This window comes from Pseudoflavonifractor phocaeensis, assembly GCF_021531815.1.
In the GTDB taxonomy this organism is placed as follows: Bacteria; Bacillota; Clostridia; order Oscillospirales; family Oscillospiraceae; genus Lawsonibacter; species Lawsonibacter phocaeensis_A.
Genome location: NZ_JADYUM010000008.1, coordinates 111,151 through 136,472 on the forward strand (window position 1 = coordinate 111,151; position 25,322 = coordinate 136,472).

The following is a 25,322-nucleotide window of genomic DNA, read 5'->3' on the forward strand; positions in this document are numbered from 1 at the left end:
CATTGTGAAGTTTTCACCAGAAAAGGATGAAATCCGGGCAAGATATGGGCGGGTTTGACCGGGAGGTTTTGGTTGAAATGAAAAAATAATTTATAGTATAATAGTGCGTACGGACAACGGCGCCTGGACACAGGTGCCGTTGCGCTCTTTTTAGGCAGAGGAAGGGGAACGATACCATATGGAAGACTGGACGGAACAAAAGGCGATGGATTGGGGACTCCATGAGGAGTGCGGTGTATTTGGGATCTGCGACCCGGCGGGGAACTGTGCTCAAACCACGTATTATGGATTGTACGCTCTCCAGCACCGGGGGCAGGAGGCCTGCGGCATCGCCACCATCAATGACCGGGAGCAGTCTTTTTATAAGGATGTGGGGCTGGTCAGCGACGTCTTTGACAAAAAAACGCTGACACGCCTCAACGGCACCATGGCGGTGGGCCATGTGCGTTACGCCACCACAGGGGCGGGGGAACGGGAAAATGCCCAGCCTCTGACCATCAAATATGTGAAGGGTACCCTGGCCGTGGTACACAATGGGAACCTGGTGGACGTGGACAAGCTGCGCCAGAGCTTTGAGTATAAGGGGGCTATTTTCCATACTACCAGCGACTCGGAGCTGATCGCCTACGCCATCGCCCAGGCGCGGCTGCACTGCGGCAGCGTGGAGGAGGCGGTCTGCCGGGCCACCGCTGAGCTGAGAGGGGCTTTTTCCCTGTTGGTCATGTCTCCTCAAAAGATGATCGCCTGCCGGGATCCCTGGGGCTTCCGCCCCCTGTGCATGGGCCGGAAGGGTGAGGCCATTCTGTTTGCCTCCGAGTCCTGCGCCATCGAGGCGGTGGGCGGCAAGGTGGAGCGGGAGCTGGACCCCGGCGAGGTGGTGGTGGTCCAGGACGGGAAAGTCACCTCTATCCGGGATAACTGCCGGGGCCTGTCCCACATGTGTATCTTTGAGTACATCTATTTTGCCCGTCCCGACTCGGTGATCTGCGGCCAGTCGGTCCATCAGGCCCGGGTGAACGCCGGCCGTCTGTTGGCCCGGGAGCATCCGGTGGAAGCCGACCTGGTGGTGGGCGTGCCCGACTCCGGCCTGGACGCCGCCCGGGGCTACGCTTTGGAGAGCGGCATCCCCAACGGCATGGGCTTTGTGAAAAACCGTTACGTGGGCCGCACCTTCATCACCCCCGACCAGCAGAGCCGGGAGCAGGCGGTGCGGATCAAGTTGTCCGCCCTGGCCAGCGAGGTGGCGGGCAAGCGGATAGTCATGGTGGATGACTCCATCGTCCGGGGCACCACCTGCCGCCAGATCATCAACCTGCTCCGGGAGGCCGGGGCCACCGAGGTCCACATGCGGGTGTCCTCGCCCCCCTTCATCTCCCCCTGCTATTTCGGTACCGACATCCCCAACAAGGAAAAGCTCATCGCCTGCCACAACACCATCGAGGAGATCCGTCAGATCGCTGGAGCGGACAGCCTGGGCTATTTGTCTATGGAGGGCCTGCATCAGTTGGCGCCGGACGCCAAGTGCGGGTTCTGCGAGGGCTGCTTCACCGGGAAGTATCCCATCGAAGTGAAAGAAGAATAAAAAGAAAAGCGGATGGAGGCAACAGCTGTCTCCATCCGCTTGATTGTTATCCGGAGTCACGAATCAGGAGGGGAGGCTCCCGTAGAACCGGACAGCTCCGTCGCAGTCCTCCTGGCTGGGATGCCCCTTGGCGATCCCACCCACCAGCTTGAAGGGACCGAAGGTGTCCAGACCCGGGCAGCCGAACTCACCCAGAATACGGGCGGATTTTTTCCGGACAACCTCCGCGATAGACTTGGTATATCCATCCTTTTTGGCGCCGTAGGTGTAGAGGAAAAATACCGCTTTGTTGTGGGGAAGATCCTGTTCGGCAATTTGAAGGACGGATTTGTGGAACTTGGAGTAGTAGACACCAGAGGCGAATCCGATCCTGTCGTAGTCCTCCAAAAAAACGCTGGCGGTCTGGGCGGCGTCGATCAGGGTGAACTCGTATTGGGCGGCTATGGCATCGATGAGCTTTTTAGTGTTTCCGTGGTGCTGGGAGTAGTAGACAATGGCGGTTTTCATGGCGGTCTCTCCTTAAAATGTTATGGTATCGCAACTATACAATATCCAAAATGCCTTTGCAAGAACGCAGCTTTGAGATGCCAGCGTGCGGCAGACAATGCTGGAGTACCACTCCCGTCGGACCCGGGAACAGTCCAGCGGAAAAGCGGAGGCATTTTTCCACGACGTGCCAAAAGCCCCGCGTCCCATGGACGCGGGGCTTTTGGCAGAAAAGGAATATAAGGAAAAGGAACGAGCAAAGGGTTAAACCTCAAACATGAGGTCGCCGTAGGTGGGAACGGGCCAGATGTCCTTGTCCACCAGCAGCTCCAGTTCGTCCACAGGCTTGCGCAGGGCAGCCATGGCGGGAACGATCTGGTCGTGATAAGCGTGGGCCATAGCCTCCACGTCATCCATGGAGTCCACCTGGGGCAGGAGGACCTTCAGCTCCTCCAGAGCCTTGGCGGCCTCGGCCAGCAGAGCGCTGCACCGGACCAGCAGGTCCTTCTGGACGGACAGGTCGGCCTCGGCGGAGGCGGCGGCCACGGAGGCGATGGACTGGCCCAGACGGGTGTTGTAGTGGATGACGGCGGGGATGTAGTGCTTGCCGGCCATGTGGATCATGGTCTGCGCCTCGATCTTCAGCACCTTGGCGTAGGTCTCATACATGATCTCGGCACGGGACTCCAGCTCGGACTTGGTGTAGATGCCGAACTTGGTGAACAGCTCCTCGGCCTTGGGGGTGGTGAGGGAAGAGACAGCGTTGACCAGGGAGGGAAGGTTGGGCAGGCCGCGGCGGGCGGCTTCCTCCACCCACTCCTCGGAGTAGCCGTTGCCGTTGAAAACGATGCGCTGATGCTTGGTCATCCAGTCGTGGATCAGCTTGGTGCAGGCGCTCTGGAAGTCCTCGGACTTCTCCAGAATGTCGGCGGCCTCGCAGAAGGCCTCGGCCACGATGGCGTTCAGGGTGACGTTAGCGTCGGCGATGGAGTCGGAGGAGCCCACCATGCGGAACTCAAACTTGTTGCCGGTGAAGGCGAAGGGGGAGGTGCGGTTCCGGTCGGTGGCGTCCTTCTTGATGACGGGGACGGTGGAAACGCCGGAGTCCAGCTTGGAGGCGGTCAGCAGCTTGATGGAGTCGGCGTTGGAGACGATCTGGTTGACCACGCCGTCCAGCTGGTCGCCCAGGAAGATGGAGATGATGGCGGGAGGAGCCTCCTGAGCGCCCAGACGGTGCTCATTGCCCACGCAGGAGGCGGAGCAGCGCAGCAGGTCGGCGTGGGTGTCCACAGCCTTCATGATGCAGGCCAGCACCAGCAGGAACTGGAGGTTCTCATTGGGGGTATCGCCGGGGTCCAGCAGGTTCTCACCGGTATCGGTGCCGATGGACCAGTTGTTGTGCTTGCCGGAGCCGTTGACGCCGGCGTAGGGCTTCTCGTGGAGCAGGCACACCAGGCCGTGCTTGGTGGCGACCCGCTTCATGGTCTCCATGGCCAGCTGGTTCTGGTCGACAGCCAGGTTGCAGGTGCTGTAGACGGGAGCCATCTCGTGCTGGGCGGGGGCCACCTCGTTGTGCTGGGTGGTGGCGGGGATGCCCAGCTTCCACAGTTCCTGGTTCAGGTCGGCCATGAACTTGCCCACGCGGTAACGGATCACGCCGAAGTACTGGTCCTCCAGCTCCTGGCCCTTGGGGGCGGGGGCGCCGAAGAGGGTGCGGCCGGTGTAGATCAGGTCGCGGCGCTTCAGATACTTCTCGCGGTCCACCAGGAAATACTCCTGCTCAGGTCCCACAGAGGGGACGACCTTCTTGGCCTCGGTGTTGCCGAACAGCCGCAGGATACGCAGGGCCTGGGTGTTGATGGCCTCCATGGAGCGCAGCAGGGGGGTCTTCTTGTCCAGCGCCTCGCCGTTATAGGAGACGAAAATGGTGGGGATGCACAGGATGGTGCCGCAGGACATCTCCTTGACAAAAGCGGGGGAGGTCATATCCCAGGCGGTGTAGCCGCGGGCGTAGTGGGTGGCGCGCAGGCCGCCGGAAGGGAAGGAGGAGGCGTCGGGCTCACCCATGATGAGCTGCTTGCCGGTCAACTGCAGCAAGGTCTTGCTGTCCTTGGGGGCGGTGATGAAGGAGTCGTGCTTCTCGGCGGTGACGCCGGTCAGAGGCTGGAACCAATGGGTGTAATGGGTGGCACCCTTTTCCACGGCCCAGTCCTTCATGGCGTTGGCCACGATGTCGGCGGTAGCCATGCTGATGTTGCCGCCGTGCTCCATCACGTCCACCACTTCGGCATAGGCCTTCTTGGGCAGGCGCTCGCGCATCACGGACATGCTGAATACGTTGGAGCCGAAAATCTCAGAGATGTTGACGCTCATACTGTTCAACCCTTTCAATTGATTCTGGGACAGGCCGGAAACAAAAAAGAAGACAATAATGCCCTGGGCGGACACCATTGTCTCAAACGTTTCGCAGCCAATGCCTGCCCCCTGGGGCGCAAGCAAATCTACTGACTAATACGATACCCTATCCGGACTTTTTTTGCAAGGCAGAATTGTGCCTAAAGTTGGCGGGGGCTTTCCCGGGGAGATGTGGGAAATCTCACCAAGAACGGGCGTGAGTACGGTGGAAAATGCAGGACCGGGCGGAGAAAATGCGGAAAAACCGAAAAGGGACAGGGAATCAACAAAGTTTTTTATAAAATCTGCCAGAAGTAAAGGGAAATGATTCAAAAGTCCTTGACAGGGCCGAAGAGTTGGTGTCATACTCACGGTATGTGAAAGGTCCGCGCCGGTGAAGGGGCGCGGAGAATGAAACAGATGGAAGGAGAGATCCGCCATGGGTTATACCAAGGAAGATATTATCCGGATGGTGGAGGAGGAGGAGATCGAATTTATCCGCATGCAATTTGTGGATATTTTCGGTCAGATGAAGAACGTGGCCATTACCGCCTCCCAGGTGGAGAAGGCGGTCAACAACCAGATCATGTTCGACGGCTCCTCCATCGAGGGCTTCACCCGGATCAATGAGTCGGACCAGTGCCTGTATCCCGACCTGAACAGCTTTACCATTTTCCCCTGGCGTCCCGCCCAGGGAAAGGTGGCCCGGCTGATCTGCGATGTGTACAATCCCGACGGAACCCCCTTTGTGGGCGACCCCCGGGGCGTGCTGCGCCGGGTGCTGAAGAGGGCCAATGATATGGGGTTTGACACCTTCAACATTGGGCCTGAGCTGGAGTTTTTCCTCTTTGAGACCGACGAGCAGGGCCACGCCACCACGAAGACCCGGGACGAGGCGGGCTATTTCGACCTGGGCCCCCTGGACCACGGAGAGTCCACTCGCCGTGAGGTGTGCATGAACCTGGAGCAGATGGGCTTTGAGATCGAGGCCAGCCACCACGAGTGCGCCGTGGGACAGCATGAGATCGATTTCAAGTATGTGGACGCCATGGACGGGGCGGACAAGATCATGACCCTGAAGCTGGCGGTAAAGACCCTGGCCCAGAAGAACGGCCTCCATGCCACCTTTATGCCAAAGCCGATCTACGGGATCGCCGGGTCCGGGATGCACCTGAATATGTCCCTGTTCAAGGACGGAAAGAACGTGTTCTTTGACGAGAGCGGGGAGCGCCAGCTGTCCCAGACGGCCTATTCCTTTATCGCCGGACTGCTGGAGCATGTCAGCGGCTTCACCGCACTGACCAATCCTCTGGTCAACTCCTACAAGCGGCTGGGCGCGGGCTATGAGGCCCCCAGGTACAAGGCCTGGTCGGCCTCCAACCGGTCCACCCTGATCCGCATCCCCGCCGTCCGGGGGCAGACCACCCGCGTGGAGTTGCGCAGCCCGGACCCCTCCTGCAATCCCTATCTGGCGGTGGCGGCCTGTCTGGCGGCCGGCCTGGATGGGATCGCCCGGGGACTCACCCCTCCGCCGGAGATCACCGACAACGTCTATGAGATGGATGACGAGGTCCGGGCCGCTCGGAACATCCATGCCCTGCCCGAGACGCTGGAGGACGCCCTGGAGGCCATGGAGCAGGACGAACTCATCATGGATGTGCTGGGAGAGCATGTGGCCCGTCATTACATCAAGGGCAAGATGAAGGAGTGGAGGGAGTACCAGACCCGGGTGTCCAGCTGGGAGCTGGACAAATATCTGGTGACCTATTGATTCCCCTGGGACGATAGGGGCGGAAAGAAGTGAGGAGACGTGGAGACCGTAATTGTGGCCTTTGAAAATACCGCCATGAGCCAGCGGTTCAGCGACCTGCTGGAGAGTACCGGCACCGCCCGGTGCCTGACCTGCCATTCCGGCGACCAGGTGCGGCGGTATCTCAGCGGGCATCAGGTCTTCTGCGTGGTGTGCGGGCCCCATCTGACCGACGGTCCCGCGGAATGGCTGTATGAGGACCTTCCTCCCTCCTGCTCCCTGCTCCTGGTGGGCCCCCAGCACGTTCTGGACGCCTGCGCCAGCCGGGAGGTCTTCAAGCTGGCCACTCCCATCCGGAAGGAGGAGGCGCTCTCCACCGTCCGGCTCCTGCTCCAGTTTGGACACCGTATGGAGCGTTTTGTCCGCCCCCGGCGGAGCTCCGCGGAGCAGGAACTGGTGGACAAGGCGAAAAAGCTGCTGATGCAGCATAAGGGCATGAGTGAGGACGAGGCCCACCGGGCGCTTCAGAAGCGGAGCATGGACGCAGGCTCCCGTCTGACCCAGACCGCCCGTCAGATCATCGCGGAACTGGAAACACAGCCGGCGGAATGAGCGAGGCCGGCGGCGCATATCATGCATTAGGCATCCATATGGGACCGGCGGCGCGGGCATGCCGCCGGTCCTTTTCCATGATAAGGAGGAGCATCATGCGTTTTACAAAAATGGAAGGGCTTGGAAATGACTACATCTACCTCAACTGTATGGGCTGGGAGCCTCCGGACCTGCCGGAGCTTGCGGTGCGGCTGTCCGACCGGCATTTTGGGGTGGGATCGGACGGCCTGATCTGTATCAAGCCGGGGCGGAACGGGGATTTCACCATGGAGATGTACAACGCCGACGGATCGAGGGGGGCTATGTGCGGCAACGGGATCCGGTGTTTGGGAAAGTATGTCTACGACCATGGCCTGACCCGCAAGACCTGCCTCACCATCGACACGGACGCCGGCCCGCGGGGGCTGGAATTACAGGTAGCAGGCGGAAAAGTGGAGCGGGTGACGGTGGATATGGGGGAACCGGCCCTGTTCCCCGGCGTGACGCTGGAGGCGGAAGGGGAGCGCTTCGACGCGGTCCAGGTCTCCATGGGGAATCCCCACGCCGTTATTTTCTGCCGGGACCCGGAACAAGTGGAGCTGGAGCGGCTGGGGCCGGTGCTGGAGCGGCATCCGGGCCTGCGGGAGCGGTCCAATGTGGAGTTCGCGGCGCTGACTGGACCGGACAGCTTGACGGTCCGGGTATGGGAGCGGGGCAGCGGGATCACCCTGGCCTGCGGCACCGGAGCCTGCGCCGTCTTCGCGGCCGCCCGGAAGCTGGGCCTGTGCGGAACATCTGCCAACGTCCGGCTGCCCGGCGGGACCCTGGGACTGGAGGAGCGGGACGGACGGATCTTTATGACGGGTCCGGCCAGAACGGTCTTTGAGGGGGAGACGGAGAATTGAAGGGCGTTCTTTCGTTGCACTGAGCGCCCCGGAGCGTCGAGCTGTGCGTGGGGCTGCGTTTCGGATTCCCGCCGCGGCGTCTCCCGACGGGGAGAAATTTATACATTGACAACAGTTGGAAAATCGGTGATAATACCAACAAAAGCGGCAGAAGCGACTGCACAAAGGAGCTGTTTACCATGGTAAAAGTCAATCAAAATTATCTGAAGCTGCCCGGCAGCTATCTGTTTTCCGAGGTGGCCCGGCGGATCTCCGCCTACTCCGCCGCCCACCCCGAGGCCAAGATCACCAAGCTGTCCATCGGCGACGTGACCCGTCCCCTGGTCCCCGCCGTCATCGAGGCCATGCACAAGGCTGTGGATGAGATGGCTACCTACGAGGGCTTCCACGGCTACGGACCGGAGCAGGGCTACGCTTTCCTCCGGGAGGCCATCGCCCAGTGCGATTACGCCGCCCGGGGCGTGGACATCAAGCCGGAGGAGATCTTTGTCTCCGACGGCGCCAAGAGCGACTGCGGCAACATCGGCGACATCTTCGGGGTGGACAACGTGGTGGCGGTGTGCGACCCCGTGTACCCCGTCTATGTGGACACCAACGCCATGGCGGGCCGGGCCGGTGACTTCCAGGAGGAACTGGGCCGCTGGAACAAACTGGTCTATATGCCCTGTGTGGAGTCCAACGGCTTTTCTCCCGAGCCGCCCAAGGAGAAGGCGGACATCATCTACCTTTGCTTCCCCAACAACCCCACCGGCGCCATGGCTACTCGGGAGCAGCTGAAGGTTTGGGTGGACTATGCCAACGCCAACGGCTCCGTCATTCTGTACGACTCCGCTTATGAGGCGTTCATTACCGGAGCGGATATTCCCCACACCATCTATGAAATCGAGGGCGCCCGTACCTGCGCCATCGAGTTCCGGTCCTTCTCCAAGACCGCCGGCTTTACCGGCAACCGCTGCGCTTACACCGTGGTGCCCATGGAGCTGGAGCGGGACGGCGCCAGCCTGAACAAGATGTGGAACCGCCGCCAGTGCACCAAGTTCAACGGCGTGCCCTATGTGGTCCAGCGGGGTGCCGCGGCCATCTACACCCCCGAGGGCCACGCCCAGATCATGGAGTCCATCGACTACTACCGTCAGAACGCAACGGTTATCCGGGAGGGCCTGACCTCCGCCGGATTCACCTGCTACGGCGGCGTGGACGCCCCCTACATCTGGTTGAAGACCCCCAACGGCATGGGCTCCTGGGACTTCTTTGACCTGGTCCTGGACCGGGCCAATGTGGCTACCACACCCGGCGCCGGCTTCGGTCCCAGCGGCGAGGGCTTTGTCCGCCTGACTGCATTCGGCGACGCCCAGGCCACCAAGGAGGCCGTGGAGCGGGTCAAATCTGTCATCTAAACAGAAAAAATCAATAAAAGCGCCCCCCGGAATGGCTTCCGGGGGGCGCTTTTATTGGCCGACAAAGGAGTGAATCAGCGCTTTATCTGTGTGATTTATCAAAACTTATGAAATTTGAATTTTAAATTATTGCAAATTGCGAAAATTAGACAATTGAAATTCCAGGAGTTTCTGGGTTATAATCGGAGCAATCCACAAAAACATGCAAAATCTGAATTGAAACTTGCAAAATTTTGGGAGGCTGCAAATGTAGCATCAAACGACCGATCACGAAAAGAGGAAATGAGCATGATGGAACAGAGCAGACAAGAGGGCTATCACCAGCAGGGGCTGTATTACCCTGAATTGGAACACGATGCCTGCGGCATCGGTGTGGTGGTGGACATCAAAGGGCGGCAGAGCCACCAGACGGTGGACGACGCCCTGAAGATCGTGGAGAAGCTGGAGCACCGGGCCGGCAAGGACGCCGAGGGCAAGACCGGCGACGGCGTGGGCATTTTGCTCCAGATCTCCCATGACTTCTTCGCCAAAGCGGCGGCGGGGGCCGGGATCAAGCTGGAAGGTCCGCGAGACTATGGCGTGGGTATGTTTTTCTTCCCCCAGGACACCCTGAAGCGCAACCAGGCCAAGAAGATGTTTGAGGTCATCGTGGCCAAGGAGGGCATGGAGTTCCTGGGCTGGCGGAAGGTTCCGGTGTGTCCGGAGGTGCTGGGCCAGAAGGCGCTGGAAAAGATGCCCAATATTCAGCAGGCCTTTATCCGCCGCCCCAAAGGGGTGGAGAAGGGCCTGGCCTTCGACCGGAAGCTGTACATCACCAGACGGGTGTTTGAGCAGTCCAACGACAACACCTACGTTCCCTCTTTGTCCAGCCGGACCATCGTCTACAAGGGCATGTTCCTGGTGGCGGAGCTGCGCCAGTTCTACTGCGACCTGCAGGACGAGAACTATAAGAGCGCCATCGCCTGCGTCCACTCCCGGTTCTCCACCAACACCAATCCCTCCTGGGAGCGGGCCCACCCCTACCACTCTATCTGCCACAACGGCGAGATCAACACCATCCGGGGCAACGCGGACCGGATGCTGGCCCGTGAGGAGACTCTCCGCAGCCCGGTGATGTCCGACGACGACATGGATAAGGTCTTCCCCGTCATCAACGGCTCCGGCTCCGACTCGGCCATGCTGGACAACACCCTGGAGTTCATGGTGATGAGCGGGATGGAGCTGCCCCTGGCCGTCATGGTCACCATCCCTGAGCCCTGGATGAAGGACGACAACATCTCCCGGGCCAAGCGGGACCTGTACCAGTATTACGCCATCATGATGGAGCCCTGGGACGGCCCGGCCTCCATCCTGTTCTCCGACGGCGACACCGTGGGCGCCGTTCTGGACCGCAACGGCCTGCGCCCCAGCCGCTACTACATCACCGACGATGACAAGCTGATCCTGTCCTCCGAGGTGGGCGCCCTGGATGTGGACGCCTCCCATATCGTGAAGAAGTCCCGCCTGCAGCCCGGCAAGATGCTGCTGGTGGACACGGTCCAGGGCCGCATCATCGACGACAAGGAGCTGAAGGACACCTACGCCGCCCGCCAGCCCTACGGCGAGTGGCTGGACCGGGGCCTCATTCGCCTGAAGGACCTGCCCATCCCCAACAAGAAGGTCCAGTCCTACACCAACGGGGAGCTGACCCGGCTGCAGAAGGCCTTTGGCTACTCCTATGAGGACGTGAAGAACACCATCCTCCCCATGGCCCGCACCGCCGCCGAGCCCACCGCCGCCATGGGTATCGACACGCCTCTGGCCGTCCTGTCCGACCACGAACAGCCCCTGTTCAACTACTTCAAGCAGCTCTTCGCCCAGGTGACCAACCCGCCCATCGATGCCATCCGGGAGAGCGTGGTCACCGACACCACCGTCTATGTGGGCAACGACGGCAACCTGCTGGAGGAGAAGGCGGAGAACGCCCACGCCCTCCAGATCCACAAGCCCATCCTCACCTCCGTGGAGCTGATGAAGATCCAGTCCATGAAGAAGGACGGCTTCCAGGTGGAGACCGTCTCCATCCTCTACTACAAGAACACCCCCCTGAAGCGTGCCCTGGACCGCCTGTTCGTCACCGTGGACCGGGCCTACCGCCACGGGGCCAACATCGTCATCCTGTCTGACCGGGGCGTGGATGAGAACCATGTGGCCATTCCCTCCCTGCTGGCCGTCTCCGCCGTGGAGCGCTACCTGATCCGGACCAAGAAGTCCTCGGCCATCTCCATCGTGCTGGAGTCCGCTGAGCCCCGGGACGTGCAGCACTTCGCCGCCCTGCTGGGCTACGGTGCCCGGGCGGTGAATCCCTACCTGGCCCACGAGACCATCGGCGCTCTCATCGACCAGGGCCTGCTGGACAAGGACTACCACACCGCCGTCAAGGACTACAACGAGGCCATTCTGGGCGGCATTGTGAAGATCGCCTCCAAAATGGGCATTTCCACTATCCAGTCCTACCAGTCCGCCCAGATCTTCGAGGCGGTGGGCATCAACAAGGACGTGGTGGATGAGTATTTCACCGGAACCCTCAGCCGGGTGGGCGGCATCGGTCTGAAAGAGATCGAGCAGCTGGTAGATGCCCACCACTCCCGGGCCTTCGACCCCCTGGGTCTGGGCGGCGATCCCACCCTGGATAGCCTGGGCGAGCATAAGGTCCGGGCGGGCCAGGAGGACCACATGTACAACCCCGAGGTCATCCACCTGCTCCAGCAGGCGGCCTGGACCGGGAGCTACGAGACCTTCAAGCAGTATACCGCCCTGGTGGATGACGCCGGCAAGCCCCATACCCTCCGGGGCCTGATGGAGATGAAGTACGCCGATACCCCCATCCCCCTCAGTGAGGTGGAGAGCGTGGATTCCATCGTCAAGCGGTTCAAGACCGGGGCCATGTCCTTCGGCTCCATCTCCAAGGAGGCCCACGAGTGCATGGCCATCGCCATGAACACCCTGGGCGGCATGTCCAACTCCGGCGAGGGCGGCGAGGACCCCGCCCGGTTCGGCACCATCACCAACTCCGCCATCAAGCAGGTGGCCTCCGGCCGCTTCGGCGTTACCAGTGAGTACCTGGTGTCCGCCCAGGACATCCAGATCAAGATGGCCCAGGGCGCCAAGCCCGGCGAGGGCGGCCACCTGCCAGGCAAGAAGATCACCCCCGAGGTGGCCAAGACCCGCCACTCCACCCCCGGCGTCACCCTGATCTCTCCGCCGCCTCACCACGACATCTACTCCATCGAGGACCTGGCCCAGCTGATCTATGACCTGAAAAACGCCAACCGCCAGGCCCGGATCTCCGTCAAGCTGTGCGCCGAGCCGGGCGTGGGCACCATCGCCGCCGGCGTGGCCAAGGCGGGAGCCCAAGTGGTGCTGATCTGCGGCTATGACGGCGGCACCGGCGCCGCCCCCAGAAGCTCCATCCACACCGCCGGCGTCCCCTGGGAGCTGGGCGTGGCCGAGACCCACCAGACCCTGATCATGAACGGCCTACGCTCCCGGGTGGCCGTGGAGGTGGACGGCAAGCTGATGACCGGCCGGGACGTGGCCATCGCCTGCATGCTGGGGGCTGAGGAGTTCGGCTTTGCCACCGCTGCCCTGGTGACCATGGGCTGCGTCATGATGCGGGTGTGCAACCTGGGCACCTGCCCCATGGGCATCGCCACCCAGAACCCGGAGCTGCGCAAGCGCTTCATCGGCAAGCCCGAGTATGTCATCAACTTCATGCGCTTCGTGGCTCAGGACCTGCGGGAGCACATGGCCAAGCTGGGCGTCCGCACGGTGGAGGAGCTGGTGGGCCGTACCGACCTGCTGCATGTGCGGGAGCACGCCGTCAACGAGCGAGCGGCCACCGTGGACCTGTCCGCCATCCTGTCCAACCCCTATGAGGGACAGAACGTGAAGCGCCACTTCGACCCCGCCGACGCCTTCGACTTCGAGCTGGAGAAGACGGTGGACATGAAGCTGCTGAAGAAGCTGAAAAACGCTCTGCCCGCCGGGGAGAAGAAGACCGTCTCCATCCCCGTCACCTCCACCGACCGTACCCTGGGCGCCATCCTGGGCAGCGACATCACCCGCATCCACGGCAACTCCCTGCCGGAAGACACCTTCACCATCAAGTGCACCGGCGGCGCCGGCCAGTCCTTCGGCGCCTTCATCCCCCAGGGCCTGACCCTGGAGCTGGAGGGCGACTGCAACGACTACATGGGCAAGGGCCTGTCCGGAGGCAAGATCATCGTCTATCCCCCCAAGAACGCCGCTTACAAGCCCGATGAGAACATCATCATCGGCAACGTGGCCCTCTACGGCGCCACCGGAGGCAAGGCCTTCATCAACGGCATGGCGGGCGAGCGCTTCGCCGTCCGCAACTCCGGAGCCTGGGCGGTCGTGGAAGGCGTGGGCGACCACGGCTGCGAGTATATGACCGGCGGCCGGGTGGTGGTTCTGGGTCCCACGGGCAAGAACTTCGCGGCCGGCATGTCCGGCGGCATCGCCTATGTCTGGGACGAGGACCGGGACCTGTACCTGCGGCTGAACAAGGCCCTGGTGTCCATGGACCCCGTCACCGAAAAGCACGACATCGCCGAGATCCGCCAGATGCTCACCGAGCACGTGGCGGCCACCGGCTCCCCCAAGGCCAAGGAGATCCTGGAGCACCTGGACGAGAAGGCTTCCTGCTTCAAGAAGATCCTGCCCCGCGACTACGACCGGATGATGCGCACCATCGCCGAGTTTGAGGACCAGGGCATGACCCACGAGCAGGCCGAGATCGAGGCCTTCTATGTGAACACCAGAGACTGAGGGGGAGGGAACGTATTATGGGAAAAGTAACAGGATTTTTGGATTATACCCGGAAAAATAACCCGGCTCAGGCGCCTCTGGACCGGATCGAACATTGGAAGGAATTTCATCCCATGCTCACCGAGGCGGACCGCCGCCAGCAGGGGGCGCGGTGCATGGACTGCGGCGTACCCTTCTGCCAGTCCGGGGTGAAGCTAGGCGGCAGCTATACCGGCTGCCCCCTGCACAACCTGGTGCCCGAGTGGAACGACCTGCTGTACACCGGCAACCTGGCCCAGGCCCTGGAGCGGCTGCACAAGGCCAACAACTTCCCGGAGTTTACCGGACGGGTGTGCCCCGCCCTGTGTGAGGCCGCCTGCGTCTGCGGGCTCCACGGAGCCCCTGTCACCGTGAAGGACAACGAGCTGGGCATCGTGGAGGAGGGCTTCGCCCAGGGACTGATCCAGCCCCGGGTCCCCGCCCACCGCACCGGCAAGCGCATCGCCATCGTGGGCTCCGGCCCCGCCGGACTGGCGGCGGCCGACCAGCTGAACCAGCGGGGCCACAGCGTCACCGTCTTTGAGCGGGACGACCGGATCGGCGGCCTGTTGATGTACGGCATCCCCAGCATGAAGCTGGAGAAGAAGTACGTCAAGCGCCGTGTGGAGCTGCTGGAGGCGGAGGGGATCACCTTCGTCACCGGCGTGGACGTGGGCAAGGATAAGAGCGCCCAGGAGCTGCTGGCGGAGTATGACGCCGTCCTGCTGTGCACCGGCGCCCGCCAGGCCCGGGACATCACCGTGCCCGGCCGGGAGGCCAAGGGGGTCCATCTGGCCATGGAATACCTCACCGCCACGGGCAAGAGCTACCTGAACTCCAAGCTGAAGGACGGCAACTACATCAATGCCGCCGGGAAGGACGTCATCGTGGTGGGCGGCGGCGACACGGGCAGCGACTGTATCGGCGTGGCCCTGCGCCACGGCTGCAAGTCGGTCCACCAGTTGGTGAAGTATCCCCGCCTGCCGGACCGCCGTCCCGCGGACAACTGCTGGCCGGAGTGGCCCAAGGTCAATAAGAACGACTACAGCCACGACGAGGCCATCGCCCGTTTCGGGGAGGACCCCCGCATCTTCCAGACCACGGTGAAGGAGCTTCTCACCGACGAGAAGGGGGAGCTGCGGGCCGTCAAGACCATCCGCCTGGAGGGCACCAAGCGGGACAAGAAGACGGGTAAGCTCATCATGACCGAGGTGCCCGGCACCGAGGAGGAGCTGCCCTGCCAGCTGCTGCTGGTGGCCATCGGCTTCCAGGGTCCGGAGAGCTATGTGGCCCAGGCCTTCGGCGTGGAGACCGACGCCCGCACCAACCTGAAGACGGTGGACTATGCCACCAGCGTCGCCGGCGTCTTCGCCGCCGGCGACGCCCGCCGGGGCCAGTCCCTGGTGGTGTGGGCCATCCAGGAGGGCCGCGCCGCCGCCCGGGAAGTGGACCGCTATCTCATGGGCTACACCAGCCTGTAACGAAAGAACAGATAAAAACAGGACGTTCCGCCAAAGCGGAACGTCCTGTTTTCTGCATTTCAGTTGGCCTGAGGCAGGGTGACAATGGCTTTGAACAGGTCCCCGTCCACCGCCAGCTCAAAGGTGCCCCCCTGAAGCTCCGTGAGGCTGCGGGCGATGGACAGGCCCAGACCGGAGCCCTCGGTGGTCCGGGACTCCTCGCCCCGGACAAAGCGCTCCATGAGCCGCTCCGGCGGGACGTTCAGAGGCTCCCGGGAGATGTTTTTCACCGACAGGCTCACCTGGCCGTGGCCTCGGATCAGGTCCAGATAGACCCGGGTGCCCTCCATGGCATACTTGGCGCAGTTGGACAGCAGGTTGTCCAGCACCCGCCACAGGTGGCGGCCGTCGGCGTACACCCAGGTCTCCCCCTCGGGCAGGGAGGTGACCAGGGTGAGCTTCCGGGCCTCCAGCTTCTCCTGCCACTCCCCCATGGCCTGATCCATGAGCTGGGCCATGCCGATCTTCTCCCGGTTGACGCTGAGCACGCCGGTGGAGGCTTTGCTGGCTTCCACCAGGTCCTCTGTCAGCTTTTTCAGCCGCTGGGACTTCCGGTCCAGCACCTCGATGTACTCCAGGGCCTTGGGGTCATCCTGTTGGGTGGTTTTCAGCAAGTCCACGTAGTTGATGATGGAGGTGAGGGGAGTCTTCAGGTCGTGGGAAACGTTGGTGATGAGCTCGGCCTTGAACCGCTCGCTTTTCATCTGCTCATCCACCGCTTCGGCCATTCCCTTTGAGATGTTGTTCAGGTCCTCGGCGTGGCAGCGCAGTTCGTGGGGCATCCGGTGGGTGTCGATCTGATAGCTCAGGTTGCCCGCGGCGATGGCCTGACTGCCCCGGCGCAGCTTGCGGAAGCTCATGGACCACCGGCACAGGAGCAGCAGGACCGCCAGGTTCAGCAGCCACCAGATCGCCCCGGCCAGAGCGTTGTACCGCGCCTCATTGAACAGGGCCACGTTGGCCAGAAAATAGGCCAGGAATCCGGCGATGGTCCGCCACAGGAAGGGAAGGGAGCGGACCAATTCGAGGCCCCAGCGGACCGCTTTGCCCAGTCCCTTCCACAGCCAGACCAGCACCCGGCACAGCAGGGTGGTCCGGGCCAAGGCGCGGCCTTTCAGCCGCACCGCGAAGGTGCGCAGGGTCAAAGCGATGACGGCGGCAAACAGGGCGCACAGGGCGGCGATGGACAGGGGCAGCCAGGCACCCTCCTGCCCCTGCTGCTCCACGCAGGTATGGTAGTAATACTCCAGCAGCCACCAGCCACCCGCGAAAATGGCCGTCCCGGCCACCAGCATGGCGGCGAGGTAGAGGTCAAAGAAGATCTTCTCCTGCCAGGTGAGGACGATCCCTTCCGCTCCGGCCTTGTGTCCGGCGGTCCAGAGGAGAAAGAGAATGCAGGCGGCGGCCAGGACCAGACAGCTCCCGGCAACGCCCACCCAGGTCGAGAACGTGGATGTCGCCGTATCATACCGCAGATACAGATGACAGAGCGCGTCCTCCACCCCGGATTCCAGCATCTGTTCCCCGGGGACCACAGCATACTCAATGGTGTAGGACACGGAGCCTGCCGGCGCCTTGATGGTGATCTCGGTCACGCCGTCCTCCACTGCTGTGGCCTCAACGGCCGCATAGCTATCCTCATCCAGTTCCTCCGCCCAGGGTTCCCCCAGCGTAAAGCGGGCGTAATGGACTGGTGCGGGGAGTTCCTCCGCTGTGTTCAGGTTGAAAGCCACGTCTTCCCCCGCGTCATTGCAGACTACAAAGCGAAAGTTGGTGGCGGAGGAGTCAAAGCTCTGTTTCAGCTGTTCCAGTTCCCGGGTCAGCTGCTGCCGCTCCACATAGGTCAGGTTCTCCGCTTCCAACTGCCGCGCCAGCGCGAAGGCGCTGGCGATTTGATCCTCAAACGTCCGGCACAGGCGATAAAATTCCGCGGTGTCCTGGTAGCTCTCACGGTCCAGATAGGGGACGGCCTGAACCGCCTTCAGGCCGAACATGGCCCCCGTGAAAACCAGCGCCAGCATGAGGACCGCAGCCACCACTTTGGACAGGTGGCTTTCCTGCAGCTTCTTCATCCGTTGGCCCCCTTTTCGATTTTATAGCCCAGGCCCCACACCACTTTTAAGTACCGGGGATCGGCAGGGTTGATCTCGATCTTCTCCCGCAGGTGGCGGATGTGGACGGCAACGGTATTTTCCGAGCCATAGGCCGGGTCGTTCCATACCTGCTCATAGATCTGGGCGGAGGAGAACACTTGCCCCGGGTGGGACAGGAGCAGCTTCAGAATGTTATATTCAATGGGGGTAAGGGATACGGGGGAGCCGTCCACGGTCACCTGTTTGGCACTGTCATCCATGGCGATGGGGCCCACGCAGAGCAGGCCGGGGCCTTTTTCCGCTCCCCCCAGACTGGTGTACCGCCGCAGCTGGGACTTGACCCGGGCAATGACCTCCAGGGGATTGAAGGGCTTGGTGATGTAGTCATCGGCGCCGATGTTCAGCCCCAGGATCTTGTCCGCGTCTTCGCTTTTTGCGGTCAGGAGGATGATGGGCACGTTGCTGCCCTCCCGCAGCTTGGCGGTGGTCCGGATGCCGTCCAGCTCAGGCATCATAATATCCATCAGAATGAGGTGGATGTCGTTTTGCTCCACGGCCCGCAGAGCCTCCCGCCCGTTGTAGGCTTTGACGGTCTGGTAACCCTCGCTGCTCAGATAGATGTCCAGCGCCGAGACGATATCCCGGTCGTCATCGCAGATCAAAATGGTGTGGGTCATGGCGATTCTTCCTCTCTTTGCCATACTCGTGGTAAGACTAGCATATCACAGACAGATTAAGTTGCAAGGGAGAAATTTTTAATATTATATTAAGGCAACGGACAGTAAAACGCCGCCAGGAGACCTGGCGGCGCGTTTGGAAGAACGGGGATACAGAATAGATAGGTGAGCTCAGCGGGCGGAAGGATTCCGGTTTTCGTTCTTCTTCTGATTCTTGTTCTGGTTCTGGTTGTTCTGGACGCTGTCCTGCGCCTGATTGTTTTGGCGCTTCTGGTTGTTGTTCTGCTGATTGGAATTCATGGTAAGAACCTCCTTTTGAATTGGTGCGGTGGTAGTTTGGCAAGAATCGGGAAAAATATACGGCGGTCAGCAAAATGATGTCCAGTTCGGAGCGTGCTTTTCAAAGGAAACATGGAAGGCAAGCTATTGACAAACAGGAGAAAACATGCTAAGATAACACTCGCCTCTGATTGAGAAAGATGAGGAGAGATGTCCGAGTGGTTTAAGGAGCCGGTCTTGAAAACCGGTGACTCGCAAGAGCCGTGGGTTCGAATCCCACTCTCTCCGCCACTTTTATCTCGAACAACTGAACCTGTGACCGGAACTTACAGCCATGCAGAAGTACCCAAGTGGCTATAAGGGGCTCCCCTGCTAAGGGAGTAGGCGGGTAAAACCGTGCGGGGGTTCGAATCCCCCCTTCTGCGCCAGCTCGTCGCAAGCGTCATATCGCTTGCGACGAGTTTTTTATGCTCCACATCAAAAACTCATCGTGCGCTCATTCTGCTGCTCCTCGCTTCCGAATCGAACCCGCCGCGCTGGGCTTCGATTCGGGTTAAGAAGCGAAAATATCCAGATTGAAGCCACCCGACAGAAAAACACTGATTATCGTTGAAAATGCGATTTTCAGTGCTTTTCTTTTGATTTTTATTGCAAAAACAGATTTCCTGAAAATCGTCTCAAGCAGCCAGAAGAATGCTAAAAATTAACTGCGTAGTTAGCATTTTTCTGACGCTAAAAACTCTGGGGAGTCCCTTCCAACTATCCCTCTTTTCCCTTCCCGAGAGCATTCACAGCGGCCAGAGCCGATGCGCTGTCCGGGTGGAGATACCGCTGTGTGGTTGAGAATTTGGTATGACACATGACGGCAGGAGTAGGGAGGGAAATCTAGGACGCCCACACGTTGCAGAGCTGCGTGGTATTCTTCGTAGAATTTGTCCTTGTTCATGCCGACTACATACCCCGCGCGGCTATACCTCCGCCCAGAAGATGGGCATTAAGCTTAAAAAGGAATATTTGAGGCTTAGCTTATTTGTACTTGTTTTTAGCTGTTTCCCTTTGATTTCATTTTATCTGTAAACCCCTTTAATTACAGTGGTTCCGAGTGTTCCAAACCAGTTTTTCCGAACGAAATGACATGGGATCAATCCCGTGGTCCTTTTTTGTTCAGAAAGAAGCTCGCCTGCTGAGAGATGCAACAGCACCCTGCCGCACTTTTGGATAGAAAAAACGCCCGGAAGCGCAAGCTTCCGGGCGTTCCCTTATTTACTTTGACACCGCAGCTTCAGCTGTTCCGCCGTAATGGCGTAACCGTCCTCTGCCCAGCGGTCCACGGGCCGCTCCTCCGGCAGCGTCTCGCCCCGACGCCGGTAGATGGCCTCCGCCACCGCGGCCAGCAGCCGGGGATTCTTCACCAGAATCGGCCCGGTCAACTCGGAGGCGAACACGTTCTTCCAGTGGAAGCCCTCGGGGGTCTTTTCACCTTCATTGCCAAAGCCCAGGGCCAGGCTGTCCAGCAGGGGCGTTTTCACGCCGGAGACGGTGGAGCACTTGTTCATAAAGCCCACCACAGGCTCCGGGAACAGGCTGGTGGCACCGTACACGTCCGCTACAAACCGCGTCTTCCCCTGGACGGAGGTAAACGCCGCCAGACCGATGCCCTCGTACACCTTGCCCTCGGCGTCGGTGATGGTGCTGCCTAGCAGCTCCATGGCGGTGCCCGCGAACAGCATGGCTGTGCCGCTTTCAGCGGCGGCCTTCACAGCGCTGCCGAACCGGGCAAAATCGGCCAGAGCGGCTTTCTGGCTCCGCTCCGTGCCGGCGCCCATGAACAGAAAGTCGGCACCCGCAAGGTCGGCCTCCTGGCCGGGAACCACGGTCTCCACGGTGACGGTGTTGCCCAGGGCCTCCAGATATCGCCGCAGCACCGCCACGTTGGCGTAGCTGCCGTACAGGCTCATCAGGTCGGGATAAAAATGGATGATACGGATGTCCATCACAGCGCCTCCTTTTTCACATCCGGCAGCGTCAGCAGCTTGTCCCGGTCGGAGAAGCAGGTCACGACATAGAGGTCCTCGCCGCCCTGGGCCTTCAACTCCGCCGCGGCAGCGGCGATATCCGGCTGGACGGACCAGACCTCCGGGGAGATGGCGGTGAAGGAGAACCGCTCCGCCAGGTCGTTGCAGTACCGGCCGGAGAAGATGATTTTCCGGACATGGGCGCGGTTCAGCTGATCGAAGTCGATGTCCCACAGCCAGCTGGTCTCGCTGGTGAAGTACTTCCGGCTGACGGCGTCCACGATGATCAGAACGGCGCAGTCGGCCTTGGTGGAGGCCACATAGCGCAGGTTCGTGTCGTAGGCGATGCTGTTCTCATGCTTGGAGGTCAGAAGCGTGCCGTGGTGCTGGCCCAGGGTAAACTTCTGCATCCGTCCGTTTTTCAGGATGTAGTTGTTGATGACCCCGGAGGCCGTCTCCGGCGCCACGCCGCATTCCCGACAGGCGGCGTAGGCCGCCAGGATATTGTAGACATTATAGATGCTGCGGAAGGCCAGTTGGATGGTCACGCCGCCGTCGATGGTCAGCGTTCCGTTCTCCAGGTCCACATCGGTGGCGGTATAGTCCGTGGCGGGCTTGGCGTGGCCGCATTTCGTGCAGCGGTAGGCGCCGATGTGGTTGTAGTGGACGTAGTCGTACTCCATGGGGGCCTTGCAGACGGGGCAGTAGGCGCCGTCGCGGTAGACGCCGGTGGGGGCATCCGTGGAGACGGAGCACTTGTCCAGACCGAACCACTTTACCTTTTCGTGCCCGACCGCAAAGCAGCTGGACAGGGGATCGTCGGCGTTCAGGATCAGCTCCGTCTCGGGATGAATGGCAGGCAGAATGGCGTCGTAGACCCACTCCGGGTGGCCGTTCCGGGTCAGCTGGTCCCGGTAAAGGTTGGTGATGACGAACTCAGTGGGGTGAAAGAATTGGAAACTGAACTTGGCGTACCGCTCGTCGCTCTCCAGCAGCAGCACGTCAGCCTTGACCCTGCCGCCCATAGTGGCGTGGGCCAGCACCAGGGTGGTGACGCCTTCAATCTGGTTGGAGCCTTCCTTGTTGTAGACCACGTGCTTTCCGTCGGCCCGCAGAATGGCGGCGATCATCTCCACCGTGGAGGTCTTGCCATTGGAGCCGGTGACGGCGATAATGTGGGGCGGCATCTGGATCCGGCGCAGGATGTCCGGGCAGATTTTCAGGGCGAACTTGCCGGGCATGGAGCTGCCCTTGCCCACCAGCTTGCCCACAAACCGGCCCAGCTTACAGACCAGGATGGCCAGAAACATTCTCACGGTTTCTCCATCTCCTTTTTGAAAAATTCTCGGAATTCCGCAACGGCGCGGACAGGCGCGCCGTCGGCGTTTTGTATTTCAGGGGCAGGGCGAAGAACATGATGCCCTTCCGGCCTACCAGCTTTTTCAGGCACAGACACTCCACAATGACGAGGCCGCCGTTCAGCAGGATCTTGTGGGCGGGGTATTCCCCGCAAGGCAGGGATCATAAAAATTACGCGCAGTGCAGCGTCAAAACGGCGATCTCCGGCCGGTTGAACAGCCGAAAAGTGGCGCCGGAATTGCCCAGCCCCCGGGTGACGAACAGGGCGGAGTCATTTTTCTCGTAAAGCCCCGCCGTATAGTAGGGGAAGAGCGTCCGATCCGTGGAGACCAACCCGTCGGTAAAGGGCAGGCGTACCAGGCCGCCGTGGCCGTGGCCGGAGACCACCAAATCGGCTCCCAGCAGACTGTAACGGTCGGGAAAATAGTTGTTCCGGTGGGCCAGAAAAATCCAGAAGGGATCGCCATAGGCGGCGTAGACCTCCGCGGCCACTTGTTCCGGCGTTTTCTGGTCGGCGTAGCCGTTGGGGTCGTCAATGCCTGCCAGAACGACGGCGCCGCCGTTCCGCTCCAATTCCAGGAACTGGTTGGACAGCACGGTCACGCCGTGCTCTGTCAGCGCTTTCTTCAGCTCCGGCACATCGCCGATGGCCCACTCGTGGTTGCCGGTGACATAGTAGGTGGGTGCGATGGCGCTGAGACCGTCCGCCACTTCGGCGGCATAGTTCGGCGGAATGTCATGCAGGCAGTCCAGCAGGTCGCCCACGAAGAAGATATAATCCGGCGCCTCTGCCCGGACGGCGTCCAGAAGCTCCGTGTTGTCCTCGCCGAAGAAGGCGGTGTGCAGGTCCCCCAGCACCACGATACGGCAGCCGTCGAAACCCTCCGGTAAGCCGGTGAAAGCGGGGTCAAACTGTGTGACCTGCAAGGCGGTATTCCCCCACCGGACGAAAAGCGCGGCCAGAACCGCCAGAAGCAGCAGCGTCAAAGCCGCCCACAGCGGGCGGCGCTTTCTCGAATGTTTTGCCATAAAAAGCGGCCCCCTCTGCCGCGGGAAAACCGTGCAATGCACGGAAAACAATCGAAGCTGTGTTCATGTGGTTTTCGGCGCATAACCACGACATTTTACCTCATTATAACACAGGAGTATTTGCGTGGCGAGAGAAAAAATGTACAAAGAAGTGGGACATTCGGGGCCGAAAACCGCAGATTCTCGGCAATTTGCCAATATAGGCGGAAATGGATAAAATGCATTGAATAATATATAATTATTTGGGAAATGTGTCAATTGGCAATCTTGCGCCATCCCGGAAAAGTTGATAGGCTGAACGCAGACTTCAGGGCAGGAGATCTGAATGGCGGATATGGTGAAAATCCTGCTGAGCGATGTGGAGGATTTGGTTTTGCTAAGCGACATGTGGCTTTGCAGCAAGCGGTAAAAAAGGAAAAACCGCGCCGGAGGCAATGTCATTAAGGTAACGGGACAAAGCCAAGGAGCAAAACAGCAAAAAAAGTGCATCCAAGGCACTTCCTGCCTTGGATGCACTTTTCATGGAAAAGGGCATATCATCTGGATGTTCCGGTCAAAGAGTGTAAAAAACGAAGATTCCGCTGGCTTTTAAAATTAATATTCCATAAACAAAATGCGAATACATCGAAAATATTGCTCCTCTACAATCAGACCAGTTAAGAAAAAAACCAGTTTTGCCGGAAGGTGACCCCATTGCTCCAGATGATCATACTGTCCGGGCAGCTGCCGTTTTGTTTGTTCTCGGCTGCTGCCTGCCGCCGCCGCTGTTGAAACGCAGAGCGCTGAACAATATTGCTCTGGAGTCGGCGTGTCAAAAATGTGAATGAATCCGTGTCATTGATGACAACGAAGCGGCACCCCTGTGGCGTCTTCGGCTGATCGGGAGCGCAAAGCGGGAGATCATTTTGCCCGCCTTTGATTTTCGAGATGATGAGACGGGACGGTACATGATGCGGCGCTCCTGGATGCCGCGCACCGCGACGTAAGGGTGCGGTTGTGTTCGGCGTTTTCATTATTCTGCAGGTTATTTTCGCGGTGATCCCGGGCGCGCCCTTTGAGATTGCCGCGGGTTACATGTTCCTTTCGGCTTTTCGTTACTCTGACGGAACAGGTCTGTCCGTCCATGCTGCAAACCGCTCTGAACCATATTGCCCCGCGGTTTCCCACCATTGTGGCCGGGATCCGGCGCGGAACATATGCTTACGCCAAGGAAAAGGTACCCTATAACTGCGGCGCGGCTCCCTATCGAGGCAAGCTGTATTTCCATTTCAGCCGCCGGTGTGAAAACGCGGAACTGGAGCGGCGGTTCTTCTGCCACCTTGCGTCCATGAGCTGCGGCGCTGAGTTTGAAGTGAATGGCCGCCCAGTGGGCCAGGGTTCGCATCTGGAATCTTTCGGACCATGGTCCGGTCTACCTGACAAAGAGTGGGCCTTGTGCGGCGCTGTGTAACGGCCTCGGTACAGCCGGTGTGTTCCGGTGTCACATAGAAGACAGGCGACGTCCGTCAGCCCCTGACAGACGCCGCCTGTTCTTATGATCCGTGGCTTATAGGGAACGGATCCGTGAGAGTAATTCCGGAAAACCGCCGTTGGGATAGACCGAAATATCTTTTTCCTCGGAGTTGATCATGCAATCGGTGAGCAGAAACACCTCCATGCCCAGCGCCTGCGCGGACATGTCCTCCGTCACATCGTTGCCCACCATCAGGCATTCTTCCGCTCTGAGGCCCAGCTGCGCCACGATGTCTCGATAGTAGTCGGGATTTGGTTTGCAGAACCGTGAATTTTCGTAAGTAGTATATAGCTCAAAATCCTGTGGCGTCAGTCCGGCCCAGCGAATACGGTTTTCGGTGGCGACGGCGGGGAAAATGGGGTTTGTGGCCAGGACCGGGCGCAGCCCCTTTCCCTTGACCAGCGCTATCGTTTCGGCGGCTGCGGGATTAAAACCGCAGACGGCCTTTGCGCCATTAAAATCCTCGCGGTAGAACGCTTCAAACAGCGGCAGGTCCTCTTTCACTTTTTCACCGCAGAACTCCGCAAATTTCTCCCAGAAGACTGCCTCGTTGCTTTGGCGGCCGTCGTTTTGGACCATTGCAGCCGTTCCGGCCCAGATGGCGTCGATCAACTGTTTCGGCTCATAGCCATGGGGCGCGAGCTTTGCCGCAAGCAGCTGAAAATAAGCCTTGACAAAGTGATCCTGATCCATCGGCAGGAGGGTCCCGTCCAAATCGAATAAAACAGCCTTGATGCTCATGCGATAATCCTTTCGTGCTGTATCCAGCAGGTGTGTTGTTCTAACTCTATCGGGGAGTTTTTTTATTTGTCTACTTTTCCCCTTGCTATAAGTTCTTTTTTTCCACTGGTAGAGCCAGTGGTTGTCTTTGTTAAGACAATTCA

General features: G+C 60.3%; 17 protein-coding genes and 2 tRNA genes. 10 read left to right on the forward strand and 9 right to left on the reverse strand.

The genetic code is table 11. The features are described from left to right. The first annotated feature begins 178 nt into the window (after window positions 1-178). Window positions 179-1,582: an amidophosphoribosyltransferase gene (gene purF / locus I6E42_RS07010; RefSeq protein WP_235371203.1), complete on the forward strand. Its 1,404-nt coding sequence runs from the start codon at window positions 179-181 to the stop codon at window positions 1,580-1,582. Window positions 1,583-1,645: 63 nt separating this feature from the next. Here the strand turns inward: purF and I6E42_RS07015 are convergent, their stop codons facing one another. Together I6E42_RS07015 and I6E42_RS07020 are read right to left on the reverse strand one after the other, a co-directional pair. Further along, window positions 1,646-2,089: a flavodoxin family protein gene (locus tag I6E42_RS07015; protein WP_235371204.1), complete on the reverse strand. Its 444-nt coding sequence runs from the start codon at window positions 2,087-2,089 to the stop codon at window positions 1,646-1,648. A 243-nt stretch (window positions 2,090-2,332) separates the two neighbouring features. Then, window positions 2,333-4,441 carry a glutamine synthetase III family protein gene (locus I6E42_RS07020; RefSeq protein WP_235371205.1) on the reverse strand — a complete coding sequence of 703 codons (2,109 nt, stop codon included), beginning with the start codon at window positions 4,439-4,441 and terminating at the stop codon, window positions 2,333-2,335. A 460-nt stretch (window positions 4,442-4,901) separates the two neighbouring features. Between I6E42_RS07020 and I6E42_RS07025 the strand changes: the two genes are divergently transcribed. From I6E42_RS07025 to I6E42_RS07050, 6 genes are all read left to right on the forward strand, one after another. After that, window positions 4,902-6,233, forward strand: a complete 1,332-nt coding sequence (locus I6E42_RS07025; RefSeq protein WP_235371206.1) for a glutamine synthetase family protein — start codon at window positions 4,902-4,904, stop codon at window positions 6,231-6,233. A 39-nt stretch (window positions 6,234-6,272) separates the two neighbouring features. Next, on the forward strand, window positions 6,273-6,824 hold the full coding sequence (locus tag I6E42_RS12840) for an ANTAR domain-containing response regulator (RefSeq protein ID WP_235371207.1): 552 nt from the start codon (window positions 6,273-6,275) through the stop codon (window positions 6,822-6,824). A 95-nt stretch (window positions 6,825-6,919) separates the two neighbouring features. Continuing rightward, window positions 6,920-7,708, forward strand: coding sequence for a diaminopimelate epimerase (gene dapF, locus I6E42_RS07035; RefSeq protein ID WP_235371208.1), 789 nt, complete (start codon window positions 6,920-6,922; stop codon window positions 7,706-7,708). A gap of 179 nt (window positions 7,709-7,887) precedes the next feature. Continuing rightward, complete coding sequence (locus tag I6E42_RS07040; RefSeq protein WP_235371209.1) at window positions 7,888-9,105, forward strand: LL-diaminopimelate aminotransferase; 1,218 nt, start codon at window positions 7,888-7,890, stop codon at window positions 9,103-9,105. 291 nt (window positions 9,106-9,396) lie between these two features. Then, window positions 9,397-13,935 (forward strand): glutamate synthase large subunit, encoded by a 4,539-nt coding sequence (gene gltB / locus I6E42_RS07045; RefSeq protein WP_412761291.1) that lies wholly within the window; start codon window positions 9,397-9,399, stop codon window positions 13,933-13,935. A gap of 17 nt (window positions 13,936-13,952) precedes the next feature. After that, window positions 13,953-15,434, forward strand: a complete 1,482-nt coding sequence (locus I6E42_RS07050; RefSeq protein WP_235371211.1) for a glutamate synthase subunit beta — start codon at window positions 13,953-13,955, stop codon at window positions 15,432-15,434. A 59-nt stretch (window positions 15,435-15,493) separates the two neighbouring features. On the opposite strand, the gene I6E42_RS07055 is transcribed toward I6E42_RS07050, so the two are convergent. The 3 genes from I6E42_RS07055 to I6E42_RS12730 form a co-directional block, all read right to left on the reverse strand. Continuing rightward, on the reverse strand, window positions 15,494-17,545 hold the full coding sequence (locus tag I6E42_RS07055) for a sensor histidine kinase (RefSeq protein ID WP_235371212.1): 2,052 nt from the start codon (window positions 17,543-17,545) through the stop codon (window positions 15,494-15,496). Continuing rightward, window positions 17,542-18,243, reverse strand: coding sequence for a response regulator transcription factor (locus tag I6E42_RS07060; RefSeq protein ID WP_235371213.1), 702 nt, complete (start codon window positions 18,241-18,243; stop codon window positions 17,542-17,544). The genes I6E42_RS07055 and I6E42_RS07060 overlap by 4 nt, the downstream gene beginning before the upstream one ends. A 171-nt stretch (window positions 18,244-18,414) precedes the next feature. Beyond that, window positions 18,415-18,543 carry a hypothetical protein gene (locus tag I6E42_RS12730; RefSeq protein ID WP_268841916.1) on the reverse strand — a complete coding sequence of 43 codons (129 nt, stop codon included), beginning with the start codon at window positions 18,541-18,543 and terminating at the stop codon, window positions 18,415-18,417. Window positions 18,544-18,726: 183 nt separating this feature from the next. Between I6E42_RS12730 and I6E42_RS07065 the strand changes: the two genes are divergently transcribed. Both I6E42_RS07065 and I6E42_RS07070 read left to right on the forward strand, forming a co-directional pair. After that, window positions 18,727-18,813 (forward strand) — tRNA-Ser (locus I6E42_RS07065). A gap of 45 nt (window positions 18,814-18,858) precedes the next feature. Then, window positions 18,859-18,950, forward strand: a tRNA-Ser gene (locus tag I6E42_RS07070). 831 nt (window positions 18,951-19,781) lie between these two features. Here the strand turns inward: I6E42_RS07070 and I6E42_RS07075 are convergent. The 3 genes from I6E42_RS07075 to I6E42_RS07085 form a co-directional block, all read right to left on the reverse strand. Beyond that, the gene (locus I6E42_RS07075) at window positions 19,782-20,516 is read right to left on the reverse strand and encodes a type 1 glutamine amidotransferase (protein WP_235371214.1); all 735 of its coding nucleotides are present in this window, start codon (window positions 20,514-20,516) and stop codon (window positions 19,782-19,784) included. Further along, a complete protein-coding gene (locus I6E42_RS07080; RefSeq protein ID WP_268841923.1) occupies window positions 20,516-21,847 on the reverse strand; it encodes a Mur ligase family protein in 1,332 nt (443 codons plus the stop codon). Before I6E42_RS07080 ends, I6E42_RS07075 begins: the two co-directional genes overlap by 1 nt. Before the next feature lie 220 nt (window positions 21,848-22,067). Continuing rightward, on the reverse strand, window positions 22,068-22,925 hold the full coding sequence (locus tag I6E42_RS07085) for a metallophosphoesterase (RefSeq protein WP_235371216.1): 858 nt from the start codon (window positions 22,923-22,925) through the stop codon (window positions 22,068-22,070). 1,123 nt (window positions 22,926-24,048) lie between these two features. Between I6E42_RS07085 and I6E42_RS07090 the strand changes: the two genes are divergently transcribed. Then, window positions 24,049-24,375, forward strand: coding sequence for a hypothetical protein (locus I6E42_RS07090; protein WP_235371217.1), 327 nt, complete (start codon window positions 24,049-24,051; stop codon window positions 24,373-24,375). Between the two features lie 96 nt (window positions 24,376-24,471). Here the strand turns inward: I6E42_RS07090 and I6E42_RS07095 are convergent, their stop codons facing one another. Next, window positions 24,472-25,179 (reverse strand): HAD family hydrolase, encoded by a 708-nt coding sequence (locus I6E42_RS07095; RefSeq protein WP_235371218.1) that lies wholly within the window; start codon window positions 25,177-25,179, stop codon window positions 24,472-24,474. Window positions 25,180-25,322 lie beyond the last annotated feature (143 nt).